Below are 17,600 nucleotides of genomic sequence, written 5' to 3' on the forward strand. Positions count from 1 at the left end.
CGATATTCAGTAAAAAAATCATTCAAGGTACGGATTGTTCAATTTTTCATGCCCGATGGTGCTCACATTCATGTGGCCGGGATAAACGGTGTAATCGTCGCCAAGGGTGAGCAACTTATCCTTGATGTTTTTTATGAGTAAATCATAATTGCCCGTGGGAAGGTCGGTGCGGCCTATGCTTTCACGGAACAGAACATCACCTGTGAATACCATCTTCTGCTCATGATACACCAGGCAAACACTGCCTTCGGCATGGCCCGGTGTGTAGAGCACATCAAACCTTTCCTTTCCTAAGAATATGGGTTCACCTTCGATAATAAAACCAACAGGAACCACAGGCCTTTCCAGATGAAATCCAAATACCGAAGCATAACCCACCGAAGCACGCAAAAACTCTTTACCTGCAGGATGTATCCATGCACCAACACCGTATTTGTCTTCAATATGTGCAATGCCAAGGATATGGTCAATGTGGCAGTGTGTGATAAGCTGTTTTTCGATAGTTAAGCCGGAAAAATCAATAAAGTCATCAAAGCGTTTTTGTTCAGATTTAGTATAACAACCAGGGTCAACAACAACACAATTGTTATTATCATTGATAAGCACATACGTATTTACACCAAATCCATTGAATTCAAATGATTTAACAGTAATCATAACATCTTATTGTTTATAAAAAAGCCGGGCATTCCACAGCTTTCATTTTCTTAAATTGAAGTGTTACAGTTTTTGGGTATTTTACCGTGTAACCCATTTTCACAGTTTGCAGTTTTCCTGGGTCAATATTGAAATTCCATTTTAAAAATCCTGTTGCCAGATCATGTTGCGCAGCTGAAATCTGGTCAACGGTAACTTCAATTTCCTGGTTGTTGCTTACAGGCAGCTGATCCTGAATCTCCACAGTAATAGGTGCAGTGCGGTTATTCTTCACCGAAATTTCATACACATAGGTCGCTTTGCGTTTTGTGCCGATGAGTACTTTGCTGCTGTATTCTTTCAGTTTCACTCGGTCAACCTGTATTCGACTATCACGGCCTAGAGACACCTGCAGCGTATCTGATATTTCGTTGGGGTTTAGGTAGGATTGCCCAACAAAGGTTCCATTGAGATAAATATTGGCGTTGCCTTCCACAAGGTTCAGTTCTTCCCAATCGCCGATACAAGCCAGCAGGAAAGCGCTTTTTTCTGCTGCAGGTACGCATACATAGCGGTAAGTGGCAGCAAGGGAATATTCGTCAACATCAACTATATATGGTTGCGCATCGGAAGAAAAAGTGTAGCGGTTTTTAATGGGGAAATAAAAGCTCATTTCGGGTACCTCTATCCGCTTATTTCTTACCTTCTGTTGCTGAATATTCTGGTCATCTCCTTTGGTTTGCTCAAAAACATACTGGTTTTCGTTGTTTACAGAATAATAGCCCGATTTATCTTTGTTATAAATGTTGGAGTAAGTATTCAGGTACCATGTTTTCATCTCTGGAACATTGATGCTTTGCATAGGGTCTGCGGTAGACAAGATGACAGACACATGATCCCATTTGATTCCGCAATTATTATAGGCTTTTGCCCTATAATTAAGTTTTATCGGTTTACTTATATCATCACATTTTAGGTCATAGTAAGGCATCCATCCTGCTTCTTTAACTACATAAGAAAACTCCAGAGTAGTGCTTTGAACATTCTCTGCCATAATCAGCACCAACACTTCTGATAATTGATTTTGAGATAAAACCTTAAGTTTCCCAGCTTTTATTTGAAGAGCAGTAAGTAAAGATTTTAATGACTCTTCATCTGCAGATAGGTCGGAGATTCGCTTGTTAATTTCGAAAATCTTTTGTTGATAATAATCGGCAGCCTTTTGCAGGTCTAGGAAATTCACCCCATTGTTGTCTCCGCCCAGTGAAATATTTTTCATCAGGACGTCCTTCTGAACGCTGAGGGCATTTTTTTCATCACCAATCAGGTTGATCTTCTTTAGAAGTAGTTTAACAGAATCACTTACTATACTGAACTTTAACATTTCGCTTTCCACATTTTCGAAGGTTTTTCTATGTACCACAGAAAGAACAGCCGATTTTTCGTCAGAGGTAATACGTATGCTTGAAACATCAATACCAGGTGCCAGTCCTTTGATTTCGACAAGGTTTCGGCCCGCAACAAGATTCACCGGGATTTTATATCTTAACTGGGCACCGTTAAGGTAGATGATAACATCATTAATTTCGGGTGTTGCTTTAATAACATTCTCTTTCTGGGCATACAAATCTGCCGACAAAAAGATACTAAAAAGTATCAGAACAATAAGTTTTTTCATAAGGTTTTTTTTCAAAATTAAATAATTAAGAGGATATAAAAAAAATTAAAAATATTGTCGTACAATAAAATCTCAATGACAATAATTAAAAAACTCAAGAAGTTCATTGGTAGTATATTTAAAAAAACTAATTTTGAGCGACCAATTCAAAAAACCATTTTAATAACTTATCAAACCATATGAAAAAAATACTTATTGTTGGAGCTGTGGGCCAGATAGGATCTGAGCTGACAATGGAACTCCGCAGGATTTATGGCAATGACAATGTTATTGCCAGTACACGCAAATCACCTCCCTCTGAAACGGTTGCCAAATCAGGCCCTTTCGAATATTTTGATGTACTAAACAAACAGGCGCTTGCCGATGCATGCAAAAAATACAATGTTGATTGTATAGTAAATTTAGCTGCTATCCTTTCTGCTGTTGGAGAGCAAAATCCCCTTATGGCCTGGGATATAAACATGAACGGACTTTTCAACGTCCTTGAAATTTCCCGCGAAATGAAAATGAAGCAAGTGCTCGTTCCCAGTTCTATTGCAGTTTTTGGCCCGGGAACTCCGCTTGATTGCGCCCCTCAGGAAACCGTGCTGCACCCCTCCACAATGTATGGAATAACCAAAGTGGCAGGAGAACTTGTGGCAGATTATTATGTGAAAAAATATGGTCTCGATGTTCGCGGATTACGTTATCCGGGAATTATAAGCAACGAAACCTTGCCCGGCGGAGGAACTACCGACTATGCAGTTGCCATCTATTACGATGCAGTAAAATACGGGAAATATACATGTTTTGTAAAAGAAGATACCCGCTTGCCGATGATGTATATGCCCGACTGCCTCAAAGCTACCGTCGACTTATTGCAGGCTGACTTCTCAAAACTGAAACATCACAGCGATTTTAATGTCGGCGCCATGAGCTTTTCCGTAAAAGAAATGGCAGAGAATATTAAAAAATACATGCCTGATTTCACCATAGAATATAAACCCGACTTCCGTCAGGCTATTGCCGACAGTTGGCCTGATGCAGTGGATGATACAGCAGCACGCGAGGAATGGGGGTGGAAACCAAGTTATGACCTTGATGCCATGACACAGGACATGCTTAAAGTAATCGGTGAAAAACATAAAAAAGGATTAATTTAAAAGTACTTTAAGTGCGCTAAAGTTTTAAGTGCCTAAAGCTACAGAAGTAAAACCATTTAGGCACTCCACTCACTTCAAACAAAAATAAATATTAAAGGAGATATAAAAAATGCAAACAAAAATCAAATCTTACCTGGCAGAAGAACTTCAAAAGCTTCAGGACCAGAAACTTTTTAAACACGAACGTATTATTGAAAGTCCTCAGGGCGCTGAAATTATCGTGAAAGGCAAAAAATGCCTGAACTTTTGCGCTAACAATTACCTTGGCCTTTCTTCCCACCCCGAACTAATTAAAGCTTCACACGAAGAGATTGACAGGCGTGGTTATGGTTTGTCGTCCGTACGTTTTATCTGCGGCACACAGGACATCCACAAAGAACTGGAACGCAAGGTTTCTGAATTCCTCGGCATGGAAGACACCATATTGTTTTCCTCATGTTTTGATGCTAATGGGGCTGTTTTTGAACCATTACTGGGTGAAGAAGATGCTATCATCACTGATGCTCTGAATCATGCATCCATTATTGACGGCATCCGTCTTTGCAAAGCCCAGCGCTGGATATACAAACATGGCGACATGCGGGACGTTGAAGAAATTGACCCGGCTAACGATAAAATGGCTAAAGGTCTGGAACGCTGTCTGAAAGAAGCACGCGAAAAAGGCTGCCGTTTTATCATGATAGCGACTGACGGTTCATTTTCTATGGACGGTGACATTGCCAAATTAGATGAGATTTGCAAGCTGGCAGAAAAATACGACGCCCTGGTAATGGTTGATGATAGCCACTCCACAGGGTTTCTCGGAAAAACCGGTCGCGGTACACACGAATACAGGGGTGTAATGGGCAAAGTAGATATCATCACCACCACTTTCGGAAAAGCTCTTGGAGGAGCATCCGGCGGTTGTATCTCATCAAGCAAAGAAATTATAAGCTGGATGCGCAACAAAGCACGCCCCTATCTTTTTTCCAATACCGTAGCGCCGGCTGTTGTCGGGGCAACTATAAAAGTAATGGATTTGCTGATGGGCAGTACAGCATTACGTGATAAACTGGAAAAGAATACTAAATATTTCCGCACAAAAATGACAGAAGCCGGTTTTGACATCGTCCCCGGCGACCACCCCATAGTTCCTATCATGTTCGGCAAATACCCCGACTGCTCTAAGCTGGCAGTTGACTTTGCCAATAAAATGCTGGATGAAGGTATTTACGTGATCGCTTTCTCCTTCCCTGTGGTAGCCAAAGGCAAAGACCGTATCCGTGTGCAAATCTCTGCCGGCCATGACATAGAACACCTTGATAAGGCTATATCTGCTTTCACTAAAGTGGGTAAAGAGCTTGAAATGATAAAGTAGGTTTTATAAAAAAAGAAAAGGGTGGCGAATGCCACCCTTTTTTTATTTTGTTTCGACGAAAAATAATTTATAAATAGCTATAAAAAACTATGTTCTCTGAACACATTGGAGAATTTGCCGCATTATTCACTGCCTGTTGCTGGACAGTTACCGCACTTGCCTTTGAATCTGCAAGCAACAAGGTAGGCTCTATTGCTGTGAACCTGCTTCGCCTTTTACTTGCATTGATATTTCTCAGCATATTTTCGTTTTTTATACGTGGCCAATTTTTACCCATTGATGCAAGCGCCAATACATGGTTGTGGCTTTCGCTTTCGGGATTGATAGGCTTTGTTATAGGCGATTTGTTTCTTTTTGAGTCTTATACCATCATCGGTTCAAGAATTTCCATGCTTATCATGGCGTTGGTACCACCCATGACAGCCTTGTTAAGCCTGTTGATGCTGGGCGAAACACTGACGTTATTCAACATGCTGGGCATGTTACTAACATTAAGTGGTATTTTCATAGTGATTATCAATAAAGGTAATGGTAAAAAAGTATTCTCGTTTGTACATTCATTCAAAGGAATTTTATTTGCATTTATCGGCGCTGTCGGGCAGGCAGTAGGCCTGGTATTCAGCAAATTGGGAATGGGAAACTATAATGCTTTTGCCGCTACACAAATTCGCATAATTATCGGAATTATTGGCTTTGCAATAGTAATCACTGCCTGGAAAAAATGGAAAAATGTCGGCAATGCCATTCAAAATGTATCTGCGCTGAAACGCATAGGGCTGGGCTCCATATTCGGACCATTTTTAGGGGTATCGTTTTCATTATTTGCAATACAACATACACATGCGGGAATAGCATCCACCATTATGGCTATTGTTCCTGTACTTATTATACCGGCTTCTGTCATTTTCCTGCATCAGAAAGTAAACTGGAGAGATGTTATTGGTGCTATATTAAGTGTTTGCGGAATTGCCTTATTCTTTATAAGCAAATAAACATCATTTAAACAGAAAATCGCTTAGGCAAGAGAGCTAAAACCAGATAAAAATGTTTTATGCTTGTGCTGTTGGCCCACCAAAAGTAAAAGGCAAAACATCAACGGGAGAATTGTCGTCAATTTTTCCAAAATTTTCTTCAAACTTCAAGATATTGTCCTTAAGTGCGTTCAGTAATCGTTTGGCATGTTGAGGAGTTAAAATAATACGGGATTTAACTTTAGCTTTGGGTATGCCCGGCATAATTTTAACAAAATCAACTATAAACTCTGAATGCGAATGTGTAATAACAGCGAGGTTTGAATATATGCCTTCGGCAATATCATCGGTCAATTCGATATTCAGTTTTTGTTCTTTTGGATTTTCCATAATAATATTTTATCAAAACCTCACTTCAATGAAGTTTTATTAATTATCCTTTGCAGTTATAATATCTTCCTTCTCTTTTGAAGCCATCAATTGTTCGTATTCTTCCTTGGTGCTGACCACAATTTTATCATATTCGCGCAATCCTGTTCCAGCAGGTATCAAGTGTCCGACAATTACATTTTCTTTCAGCCCATTCAAGTCATCAGATTTGCCATATACGGAAGCATCAGTGAGAACCTTTGTAGTTTCCTGAAATGATGCGGCAGAAATCCAGCTCTTTGTTTGCAGCGAAGCACGGGTAATACCCTGAAGTATTTGGCGGGCTGTAGCCGGTCGGGCATCTTTTGCGACAATCAGTTTCATATCCTTGCGTTTCAGAATGGAATTTTCATCTCTGAGTTTGCGCGCTGCAATAATCTGTCCCGGTTTATAAACACCGGCTTCATCGGCTTCTAAAATAATTTTCTTACCATAAATCCAGTCGTTTTCTTCCTGGAAATCGATTTTATTTACCAGTTCGCCTTCGAGAAAACGTGTATCCCCCGGGTCTTCAATCTCAACTTTGCGCATCATCTGGCGTACTACAACTTCAAAATGCTTGTCATTAATTTTCACTCCCTGCAGGCGGTACACTTCCTGAATTTCATTTACAATATACTCCTGAACCTTTGTAGGTCCCTTAATAGCAAGGATATCAGAGGGAGTGATAGCTCCGTCAGAAAGCGGTGTCCCGGCTTTCACATAATCGTTTTCCTGTGCCAGTATCTGTTTTGTCGTTGGGATTAGGTAACTTTTTGTTTCTCCTGTTTTTGATGTAATGATTATTTCTTTGTTGCCACGTTTAAGTTTTTTACCAAACGACACTATACCATCAATTTCAGAAACAACAGCCGGTTCGGAAGGATTACGTGCTTCAAACAATTCAGTAACACGAGGCAAGCCACCGGTGATATCACCGGCTTTTCCAATGGCCCGCGGGATTTTGCAAAGTATTTCACCTGCAATGATTTTTGCACCTTCATTAACTTTAATATGTGCACCAACAGGCATGTCGTACTGTTTTATAACTTCCTTAGTTTTTTCATGAAGAATTTTCAAGGAGGGGTTTTTCCCTTTATGACGCGTTTCGATAATTACTTTATCATGATACCCTGTTTGCTCATCAGATTCTTCTCTGTATGTGAGATTTTCAACGATATCTTCATAAATCACTTTACCGGAAACTTCGGATATGATAAGTGCATTATAAGGGTCCCAGTCACAAACAATATCTCCTTTATGTACCTTATCTCCATTTTTAAGAAACAGATAAGCGCCATAAGGTATCTGATTTGATGATAAAACTGTTTTTGTATTGGCATCAATAATTTTCATTTCAGCAGAACGGCCTATCACCACATCATAAGACTTGCCTTCATCATCTGTATATTTAACAGAACGAAGCTCGTCTATCTCAAGCACTCCATCATATTTAGCTTCAATTTTTGACAAGGAAGCAATATTAACACCTGCAACACCACCCACATGGAAGGTACGAAGTGTCAGCTGTGTTCCCGGCTCCCCGATTGATTGCGCAGCTATAACTCCAACGGCTTCCCCTTTCTGCACAAGGGTGCCTGTGGCAAGGTTACGTCCATAACATTTTGCACAAACCCCCTGGTGTGATTCACAGGTTAATACAGAACGAATTTCAACGGAATCAATTGGCGATTCATCAATAAATCTGCTGATTTCCTCTGTAAGCTCTTCTCCGGCACCTATGATAAGTTTCCCGGTTTGAGGGTGATAAATGTCGTGTAGTGTCACACGACCAAGAATGCGGTCATATAATGTTTCAACAATTTCTTCATTCTTTTTCAATGATGTAATGGTCAGACCTCTAAGGGTTCCACAATCACTTTCGGAAATAATAACATCCTGTGTAACATCCACCAACCTTCTCGTCAGATAACCGGCATCAGCTGTTTTTAGAGCAGTATCGGCAAGCCCTTTACGAGCACCGTGAGTAGAAATAAAATATTCCAATACAGACAAACCTTCGCGAAAATTAGACAGAATAGGGTTTTCAATAATTTCGCCACCGGTAGCACCTGATTTTTGGGGTTTAGCCATAAGTCCCCTCATGCCGCATAACTGTCGAATCTGTTCTTTGGAACCACGTGCACCTGAATCCAGCATCATGTAAACAGGATTGAAGCCTTGCATATGATTTGTCAATTGGCTCATTAATGTTTGAGTAAGCCGCGAATTAGTGTGAGTCCATACGTCAATAATCTGGTTGTATCTCTCATTGTTTGTAATGAACCCCATATTGTAATTTCCCTTAATTTCATCAACATCTTTTTCGGCCTTCTTTATCATGTCGGGTTTTACCTCGGGAACAACCAGATCCCCCAGATTAAAAGATAAACCGCCCTTAAATGCCATTGTAAAGCCCAATTCTTTAATATCATCAAGAAACCGGGCAGTACGTGCAGTTCCGGCAATTTTTAAAATATCACTTATAATATCACGAAGTGATTTTTTTGTAAGCAATTGGTTAATATATCCATATCCTTTTGGAACAACCTGATTGAACAATACCCTTCCAACTGTAGTTTCAATTTTTTTATTCACAATTTTACCATCTTCCTTTACATCTACTTTAACGTTAATGTAAGCATGTAAATCAACCTTTTGCTCATTATATGCAATAATAACTTCTTCCGGACCATAGAAAGTTTTTCCTTCGCCTTTTACTTTATGCTCAGGGATACTCCTACGCCCTTTTGTTGTATAATAAAGTCCAAGTACCATATCCTGTGAAGGTACTGTAACAGGAGCGCCATTGGCGGGGTTTAAAATATTATGGGAAGCCAACATAAGTATTTGTGCTTCAAGAACTGCAGCATTTCCTAAAGGTACATGGACGGCCATCTGGTCACCGTCAAAGTCAGCGTTAAATGCCGTACAAACAAGAGGATGAAGCTGTATAGCCTTACCTTCAATCATTTTTGGTTGAAAGGCCTGAATACCAAGTCGGTGCAGCGTTGGAGCACGGTTCAGCAATACAGGATGCCCTTTCATTACATTTTCTAAAATGTCCCAAACCACAGGGTCTTTTCTGTCAACTATTTTCTTTGCTGATTTTACCGTTTTAACAATACCTCTTTCGAGCATCTTACGGATAATGAATGGCTTAAACAATTCAGAAGCCATTTCCTTGGGAATTCCGCACTCATTAAGTTTAAGTTCTGGACCTACCACAATAACCGAACGACCAGAATAGTCAACACGTTTACCCAAAAGGTTTTGACGAAAACGACCCTGTTTTCCTTTCAAACTATCGCTGAGCGACTTAAGCGCTCTGTTGGATTCTGTTTTAACCGCTTTTGCCTTTCTGGAATTATCAAACAGTGAGTCAACGGCTTCCTGTAGCATACGCTTTTCATTACGAAGAATGACGTCAGGGGCTTTAATTTCAATAAGCCTTTTCAGGCGGTTGTTTCGAATAATAACCCTGCGATACAAATCATTAAGATCAGAAGTAGCAAACCTTCCGCCGTCAAGAGGGACTAAAGGACGGAGTTCGGGTGGTATAACGGGAACCACCTTGACAATCATCCATCCTGGATTATTTTCAATTCGGGTGTTTGCTTCACGAAATGCTTCAACCACCTGCAATCTTTTTAGTGCATCCTGCTTGCGCTGTTGTGAGGTTTCTTTGTTAGCTTTGTCTCTTAATGTATAGGAAAGTTCATCAAGATTAAGGCGTACAAGCAAATCGTAAACCGCCTCAGCGCCCATTTTAGCTATAAATTTATTGGGGTCATTATCGTCAAGATATTGATTTTCTTTCGGAAGATTTTCAATGATTTCAAAATACTCTTCTTCTGTCAGAAAATCAAGATAGTTCAGGTTTTCCTTAATACCCGGGTTGATAACAACGTAACGTTCGTAGTAAATTATCATCTCGAGCTTTTTCGATGGCAACCCAAGTAATGCGCCTATTTTATTTGGTAAGGAACGGAAAAACCAGATATGAGCAACGGGCACAGTAAGTTGGATATGGCCAACACGCTCTCTTCTCACTTTTTTTTCTGTAACTTCCACACCGCATCTGTCACATACTATTCCCTTATATCTTATGCGTTTATACTTGCCGCAATGGCACTCCCAATCCTTTACCGGCCCGAAAATGCGTTCACAAAACAAGCCGTCTCTTTCGGGCTTATAAGTTCTGTAATTAATAGTTTCGGGTTTCAGCACTTCTCCGCTCGAACGCTCAAGTATATGTTCAGGCGATGCCAGGCTGATAGTAATTTTAGAAAAATTTCCTTTGGTATTTAATTCTTTTCTAAAAGCCATAATATTATATTTCTGATTCCATGATAAGGAACAATTAAAAAACTATTCTTCGAAAGTTATATTTAATCCCAAACCTCTCAGTTCATGTACTAACACATTGAAAGATTCCGGCACACCGGGTTTGGACATATTCTCACCTTTTACCAGCGATTCGTAAGCTCTGGCTCTTCCTGTAACATCATCGGATTTAATAGTAAGTATTTCCTGCAAGATGTTTGCAGCACCGAATGCTTCCAGTGCCCAAACTTCCATCTCTCCAAAACGTTGGCCTCCGAATTGTGCTTTACCTCCCAGTGGTTGTTGTGTAATAAGTGAATACGGACCAATAGAACGAGCATGCATTTTATCATCTACAAGGTGGTGTAATTTCATAATGTAAATCATGCCTACTGTTGCCGGCTGATGAAAACGCTCTCCTGTGCCGCCATCATACAAATATATTTTTCCGTTTTCAGGCAGGCCAGCCTGTTTCATATACATATTAATGTCTTCCAGTGAGGCCCCATTAAATATAGGTGTTTCAAATGTCATTCCCAGCTTTTTACCGGCCCATCCAAGTACAGTTTCATAAATTTGACCAAGGTTCATACGTGAAGGTACACCAAGAGGGTTAAGAACCACATCAACAGGTGTCCCGTCATCAAGGAAAGGCATATCTTCATCACGAACGATACGTGCAACAATACCTTTGTTCCCGTGACGCCCGGCCATTTTATCACCCACTTTCAGTTTGCGTTTTTTTGCAATATATACTTTCGCCAGCTTCACAATTCCTGATGGCAGGTCATCTCCTACAGTTTCAATAAACTTATTCCTGTTATAAATACCAAGTAATTCGCGGTATTTAATGGTATAATTATGCAACAGAAGCTTCACCTGTTCGTTTGTGTCTTTATCTGAAGTCCATTTTGTTGGGTTAATAACACTATAATCAAGTGCAAGCAACGATTTCTGAGTAAACTTGCCTTTTTTAGGGATGAGTTCAACTTTCAGATTATTATAAACTCCTTGAGATGTTTTGCCATCAAGAATTTTTAAAAGTTTTTCAACCAGTTTAACTTTTAGATTGTATGAAGATTTATTATACTGTTCTTCAAAATCCTTGAGTGTTTCTTTCTCTTTTGCCTTGTCTTTTTTATCACGGATAACACGTGAAAAAAGTTTTTTATCAATTACAACGCCCTTCATTGATGGTGGAGCTTTCAGAGAAGCATCTTTAACATCACCGGCTTTATCACCGAAAATGGCTCTTAAGAGTTTCTCTTCCGGTGTAGGATCAGTTTCTCCTTTTGGGGTAATTTTGCCTATTAGAATATCGCCCTCATTAACTTCAGCCCCTATACGGATAATACCTTTTTCATCAAGATCTTTCGTAGCTTCCACACTGACATTAGGAATGTCGTTGGTAAGTTCTTCCATGCCACGTTTTGTTTCTCGAACTTCAAGAACAAACTCTTCAACATGGATGGAAGTAAAGATATCTTCACGAACAACTCTCTCTGAAATAACGATAGCATCTTCAAAATTATATCCTTTCCAGGGCATAAATGCCACTTTGAGATTACGTCCCAAGGCCAGTTCTCCTTTTTGTGTAGCATAACCTTCACAAAGGACATCTCCTTTTTTAACTTTTTGACCTTTGTGGACTATAGGTTTCAGGTTGACACAAGTATTCTGGTTTGTTTTAACAAACTTTGGCAGTGAGTAAGTTTTTACGTCTTCTTCAAAGCTTACAAGTCGTTCTTTGTCTGAACGTTCGTATTCAATGACTATCTGAGTTGCATCCACAAATTTCACCACACCGTTGCCTTCTGCATTTATCAATACACGCGAATCCTTAGCAACCTTGCCTTCAATCCCTGTTTGTACAATAGGAGCTTCAGGTACCATAAGGGGAACTGCCTGACGCATCATGTTTGAACCCATTAGAGCTCTGTTCGCGTCATCATGTTCTAGAAAGGGGATGAGGGATGCTGCAATAGATGCTATTTGATTGGGAGCAACATCAATAAGGTTGATATTTTCAGGCTCCAGAATAGGATAATCGGCCAGGTATCTTGCCTTTACCTGTTCCTGGGTAATTTTGCCTTTTTCATTGTATGGAGTGCTTGCCTGAGCAATAGTTTTATCTTCCTCTTCTTCAGCAGTAAGATATATGGGAGCTTCGTTTAATTTAACGACACCTTTTTCAACTATACTATAAGGTGTTTCAATAAAGCCCAGTTTGTTTACTTTAGCATAAATACATAAGGATGAAATAAGCCCGATATTGGGGCCTTCAGGTGTTTCAATAGTACATAAGCGGCCATAATGCGTGTAATGTACGTCACGAACTTCAAACCCTGCTCTTTCTCTTGACAAACCTCCGGGACCCAAAGCAGAAACTCTTCTTTTATGTGTAAGTTCTGACAACGGGTTAGTCTGGTCCATAAACTGTGAAAGCTGGTTCGTACCAAAAAACGTATTAATTACTGATGATAATGTTTTAGCATTAATCAGGTCAGCCGGAGTGAATACCTCATTGTCGCGAACATTCATTCTTTCACGTATCGTGCGGGCCATACGTGCCAAGCCTACACCAAACTGTCCATACAATTGTTCTCCTACAGTACGAACTCTTCGATTACTAAGATGGTCAATGTCGTCAACATCAGTTTTAAGATTCTGAAGTTCAACAAGATATTTTATTATTGAAATAATATCTTCTTTGGTAAGAACTTTTGTATCGATGTTGCTGGTAAAATTCAGTTTCTTATTAATCCTGTATCTACCAACATCACCAAGGTCATAACGCTTATCCGAAAAGAATAACTTATCAATGATTCCTCTGGCGGTATCTTCATCAGGTGGTTCGGCATTTCGTAAAAGGCGGTAAATAAATTCCACGGCTTCTTTTTCCGAATTGGCTGTATCTTTTTGAAGAGTGTTAAAAATAATAGAATAATCCGTAGTATTTTCACCCTCACTATGCAACAATATTGCTTTAACGCCTGCATTAACAATAATGTCAATATGTTCATTCTCCAGCATTGTTTCCCTGTCAATAAGCACTTCGGTACGTTCGATAGAAACCACTTCCCCTGTGTCTTCATCCACAAAATCTTCAACCCATGTTCTGACAACCCTTGCCGCAAGCTTCCGTCCGATATTTTTTTTCAGTGTGGCCTTGTTAACCTTTATTTCCTCCGCCAGTTTGAAAATTTCCAGAATATCTTTATCGGATTCAAATCCGATAGAACGTAATAAAGTAGTTACAGGCAATTTCTTTTTTCGGTCAATATAGGCATACATTACATTATTAATGTCGGTTGCAAACTCTATCCACGAGCCTTTAAAAGGAATAATACGTGCTGAATACAATGTTTGCCCGTTGGTATGCCTTGTTTTTCCAAAAAACACGCCGGGAGACCTGTGTAACTGAGATACAACGACTCTTTCTGCTCCATTGATGATGAAGGTACCTTTGGGAGTCATGTAGGGTATCATTCCGAGGTAAACATCCTGAATAATAGTTTCGAAATCTTCATGTTCCGGGTCGGTACAATACAGCTTCAGTTTTGCTTTAAGGGGCACACTAAAGGTAAGGCCTCTTTCAAGGCATTCTTCGATACCATATCTTGGAGGGTCAATAAAATAATCAATAAATTCCAGAACAAAATTATTGCGTGCATCCGATATGGGAAAGTTTTCTGCGAAAACTTTAAATAAGCCCTCGTTTTGCCTGTTTTCAGGTGTTGTTTCTAATTGAAAAAAATCCTGAAACGACTTAACCTGAATATCGAGAAAATCCGGATATTCTGCATGGACTTTTGTGGATGCGAAATTGATTCGTTCAATTTTTTTTGAAGCCAAAGTTGTAAGGTTTTAAGTTTAGAAAATATGAAATGAACGCTAAAAAATAACAATGCTCAGACACCTTAGGTTGGGTGTCTGAACAATCTTTAATCAATGTTTCCTTTACTTAATTTCAACTTCAGCGCCTGCCTCCTCTAACTGTGTTTTCAATGCGTTAGCTTCGTCTTTGCTTACACCTTCTTTTATAGCTTTTGGTGCTGCATCAACAAGTTCTTTTGCTTCTTTCAATCCCAGGCTGGTCATTTCCTTAACCAGTTTTACTACGCCTAATTTGGCCTGTCCGGCTGACTTTAAGATCACATCAAAACGTGATTTTTCTTCGGGTTCAGCGCCGCCGTCAGCAGCACTACCACCTGCTGCAGGTGCAGCCACCACTGCTGCTGCTGCGGGTTCTATTCCATATTCTTCTTTTAAAATTTTAGCTAATTCATTAACCTCTTTAACGGTAAGGTTAACTAACTGTTCTGCAAAAGCTTTTAAATCTGCCATTTTATTTAAGTTTTAAGTGTTCTACAATTAATTTTTAATGTTCTACTCAGGTTTTTCTGATAATGTTTTTACGATACCTGAAATCGTTTGTCCACCGGATTGCAATGCCCCAATAACATTTCTTACGGGTGATTGCAGTAATCCAATGATTTCTCCGATAAGCTCATTTTTAGATTTAAGGGCTACCAGCAAACTCAGCTGGTCGTTTCCTATATAGGTCGATTCCTCAATAAATGCTGCCTTTAAAACAGGTTTTTCCATTTTAAAGGTTTTTCTAAACTCGGCAATCAACTTAGCCGGCACATTAGCTGCTTCGCACACCATAATTGAAGTGCCGCCTTTAAGCACCGGATATAGTTCCTCAAAATCTCTCTCTGTTTTCTCCATCGCCTTTTTCAGCAATGTATTTTTTACAACCGTGAGCTTGATGTTGCGTTTAAAACATAAACGACGTAATTCGTTAGTTTTTTCAACATTCAAATCGGAAATATCAGTAATATAAAAGTTATTGGCAGCTTTAAGTTGCTGGCTCAAAACTTCAATAACCTGTTCTTTTTCATCTTTTTTCATATATTTCAGATTATTTCCTTATTAAATTATTATATGATAGATTTCGTATCGATTTGTATGCCGGGACTCATAGTAGAAGACATGTAAACGCTTTTAATGTAAGTCCCTTTTGCAGAGGACGGTTTCAAGCGGACAATGGTCTGGAGTATTTCCCTGGCATTGTCAGCAATTTTATTGCTCTCGAACGAAACCTTAGCAATACCTGCGTGGATAATTCCGTATTTATCAACTTTAAAATCAATTTTACCGGCTTTAATCTCTTTTACAGCCTTCCCGATATCCATAGTAACTGTGCCTGATTTTGGATTCGGCATTAGCCCCCTGGGCCCGAGTATTCGTCCCAGAGCACCAACTTTAGGCATGACACTAGGCATTGTAATGATAACATCAATATCTGTCCACCCTTCCTTTATCTTATTGATATACTCATCCAGTCCATAGTAATCCGCTCCGGCATTTTTTGCTTCTTCTTCCTTATCGGGAGTGCATAATACCAAAACACGAATAACCTTTCCTGTTCCATGAGGTAAGGTAACTATACCACGAACCATCTGGTCGGCTTTACGCGGGTCAACACCCAAACGTACGTCAATATCCACGGAGGAATCGAACTTGGTGTAACTTATTTTTCTCACCAGTTCAGCAGCTTCTTCCAATGAAACTGCTTTGTTCTTATCAACCAGCGCAAGCGATTCTTTTCTTTTCTTCGTTATTTTTGCCATTTTTCAAAAGTTAAAAAGTTTACTCTTATAAAGCAAATGGTGGGTTTCCCTGAATAGATATTCCCATGCTGCGTGCAGTACCTGCTACCATTTTCATTGCCGACTCAACCGTAAAAGCATTCATGTCAACCATTTTAGCTTCAGCAATTGACTTCACTTGTTCCCAGGTGATAGAGCTGATTTTATTCCTGTTGGGTTCGGCTGAACCTTTTTGTTTCTTCACAATTTCAAGAAGCTGTACTGCTACAGGAGGAGTTTTAATAATAAAATCAAAGGATTTGTCCTTGTAAACAGTGATGATTGCAGGAATCAGTTTCCCTGCCATATCCTGTGTACGAGCATTGAACTGTTTGCAGAACTCCATAATATTTACACCTTTAGCTCCTAATGCAGGGCCTACAGGTGGTGATGGGTTGGCTGCGCCTCCTTTGATTTGCAGTTTAATAATTCCGCTTACTTCTTTAGCCATTTTTCTTTATTTTATCAAAATAAAACAATAGTACCTCATTCTTTTTCGACCTGCATAAAACTTAATTCGAGCGGTGTTTTTCTTCCGAATATCTTCACCATAACCTTCAATTTTTTCTTTTCTTCATTTACCTCTTCTATCACGCCGCTGAAACTGTTAAAAGGGCCGTCAATCACCCGTACTGATTCTCCTACAATAAAGGGTTCGCTGATTTCCTCTCCTTTTTCCGATAGTTCATCAACTTTTCCCAATATTCTGTTTACTTCCGACATGCGCATGGGTATGGGTTCGCCTTTGGAACCCAGGAAGCCTAATACCCCGGACACATTCTTGATGACATGAACTACTTCGCCAACTAGGGCTGCTTCAATAAGCACATAACCAGGGAAAAAATTTCTTTCTTTACTGATTTTTTTTCCTTTTCTGACCTGGTATACTTTTTCGGTTGGTATCAACACCTGTGTAACATAGTCTTTAAGATTTTGATGATTGATCTCACTTTCAATCAGTTCCTTAATCTTTTTTTCCTTGCCACTTATCGCTTTGACAACATACCATTTTTTAACTTGTTCACTCATAAATCATTCGCTTCTGGGAGAATTTTCTGAATAATTGAAAGAACAACGATACTGATTAATAAAACTAAAACAAGTGGTAAAACTGTTTTAGTAAAGTGCCTATTATTAAATCCATCAGATAAACCACCAAGGCGATTATTAGGGAAGCAATGGAAACAACAATGGCACTGCTTTGTAACTCACGCCATGTAGGCCATGAGACTTTATGAACCAATTCGTCGTAACTTTCTTTAATATAATTTTTTATTTTTTTCATAATTTCAAGCTGATGTTGCACGGGTGGTAGGAGTCGAACCCACAGCCTACGGTTTTGGAGACCGCCACTCTACCAATTGAGCTACACCCGTTTAAATTCACATAACAAGCTTTGCATGACAATTCATGTTACCCTGAATT

General features: G+C 39.5%; 14 protein-coding genes and 1 tRNA gene. 3 read left to right on the forward strand and 12 right to left on the reverse strand.

All coding sequences use genetic code 11. The annotated features are described in order from the left end of the window. Positions 1–18: 18 nt before the first annotated feature. Positions 19–657, reverse strand: coding sequence for an MBL fold metallo-hydrolase (locus M0R16_01600; protein MCK9611581.1), 639 nt, complete (start codon positions 655–657; stop codon positions 19–21). A 13-nt stretch (positions 658–670) separates the two neighbouring features. Beyond that, positions 671–2,314 carry a DUF4139 domain-containing protein gene (locus tag M0R16_01605; GenBank protein ID MCK9611582.1) on the reverse strand — a complete coding sequence of 548 codons (1,644 nt, stop codon included), beginning with the start codon at positions 2,312–2,314 and terminating at the stop codon, positions 671–673. Positions 2,315–2,493: 179 nt separating this feature from the next. Here M0R16_01605 and M0R16_01610 point away from each other — a divergent pair, with 179 nt between their 5' ends. From M0R16_01610 to M0R16_01620, 3 genes are all read left to right on the forward strand, one after another. After that, complete coding sequence (locus tag M0R16_01610; protein ID MCK9611583.1) at positions 2,494–3,456, forward strand: NAD-dependent epimerase/dehydratase family protein; 963 nt, start codon at positions 2,494–2,496, stop codon at positions 3,454–3,456. Positions 3,457–3,565: 109 nt separating this feature from the next. Beyond that, positions 3,566–4,813 (forward strand): glycine C-acetyltransferase, encoded by a 1,248-nt coding sequence (kbl, locus tag M0R16_01615; GenBank protein MCK9611584.1) that lies wholly within the window; start codon positions 3,566–3,568, stop codon positions 4,811–4,813. Positions 4,814–4,902: 89 nt separating this feature from the next. Then, positions 4,903–5,805: a DMT family transporter gene (locus M0R16_01620; protein ID MCK9611585.1), complete on the forward strand. Its 903-nt coding sequence runs from the start codon at positions 4,903–4,905 to the stop codon at positions 5,803–5,805. A gap of 57 nt (positions 5,806–5,862) precedes the next feature. Here the strand turns inward: M0R16_01620 and M0R16_01625 are convergent, their stop codons facing one another. The 10 genes from M0R16_01625 to M0R16_01670 all read right to left on the reverse strand — a co-directional run bounded on the left by M0R16_01625 (position 5,863) and on the right by M0R16_01670 (position 17,551). Further along, on the reverse strand, positions 5,863–6,174 hold the full coding sequence (locus M0R16_01625) for a DUF3467 domain-containing protein (protein ID MCK9611586.1): 312 nt from the start codon (positions 6,172–6,174) through the stop codon (positions 5,863–5,865). A gap of 39 nt (positions 6,175–6,213) precedes the next feature. Beyond that, complete coding sequence (gene rpoC, locus M0R16_01630; protein MCK9611587.1) at positions 6,214–10,521, reverse strand: DNA-directed RNA polymerase subunit beta'; 4,308 nt, start codon at positions 10,519–10,521, stop codon at positions 6,214–6,216. A gap of 42 nt (positions 10,522–10,563) precedes the next feature. Beyond that, positions 10,564–14,373, reverse strand: coding sequence for a DNA-directed RNA polymerase subunit beta (rpoB, locus tag M0R16_01635; GenBank protein MCK9611588.1), 3,810 nt, complete (start codon positions 14,371–14,373; stop codon positions 10,564–10,566). Positions 14,374–14,478: 105 nt separating this feature from the next. After that, positions 14,479–14,865 (reverse strand): 50S ribosomal protein L7/L12, encoded by a 387-nt coding sequence (rplL, locus tag M0R16_01640; protein ID MCK9611589.1) that lies wholly within the window; start codon positions 14,863–14,865, stop codon positions 14,479–14,481. A 42-nt stretch (positions 14,866–14,907) separates the two neighbouring features. Continuing rightward, positions 14,908–15,435 carry a 50S ribosomal protein L10 gene (rplJ, locus tag M0R16_01645; GenBank protein MCK9611590.1) on the reverse strand — a complete coding sequence of 176 codons (528 nt, stop codon included), beginning with the start codon at positions 15,433–15,435 and terminating at the stop codon, positions 14,908–14,910. 29 nt (positions 15,436–15,464) lie between these two features. Then, positions 15,465–16,157, reverse strand: coding sequence for a 50S ribosomal protein L1 (gene rplA, locus M0R16_01650; GenBank protein MCK9611591.1), 693 nt, complete (start codon positions 16,155–16,157; stop codon positions 15,465–15,467). Positions 16,158–16,182: 25 nt separating this feature from the next. Next, entirely contained in the window at positions 16,183–16,626 is a 444-nt protein-coding gene (gene rplK, locus M0R16_01655) for a 50S ribosomal protein L11 (protein ID MCK9611592.1), read from the reverse strand. 35 nt (positions 16,627–16,661) lie between these two features. Next, complete coding sequence (gene nusG / locus M0R16_01660) at positions 16,662–17,204, reverse strand: transcription termination/antitermination protein NusG (protein MCK9611593.1); 543 nt, start codon at positions 17,202–17,204, stop codon at positions 16,662–16,664. A gap of 64 nt (positions 17,205–17,268) precedes the next feature. After that, positions 17,269–17,460, reverse strand: coding sequence for a preprotein translocase subunit SecE (gene secE, locus M0R16_01665; protein MCK9611594.1), 192 nt, complete (start codon positions 17,458–17,460; stop codon positions 17,269–17,271). A gap of 18 nt (positions 17,461–17,478) precedes the next feature. Continuing rightward, a tRNA-Trp gene (locus tag M0R16_01670) sits at positions 17,479–17,551 on the reverse strand. Positions 17,552–17,600 lie beyond the last annotated feature (49 nt).

It is taken from the genome of Bacteroidales bacterium, assembly GCA_023228145.1.
Taxonomy (GTDB): Bacteria; Bacteroidota; Bacteroidia; order Bacteroidales; family CAIWKO01; genus CAIWKO01.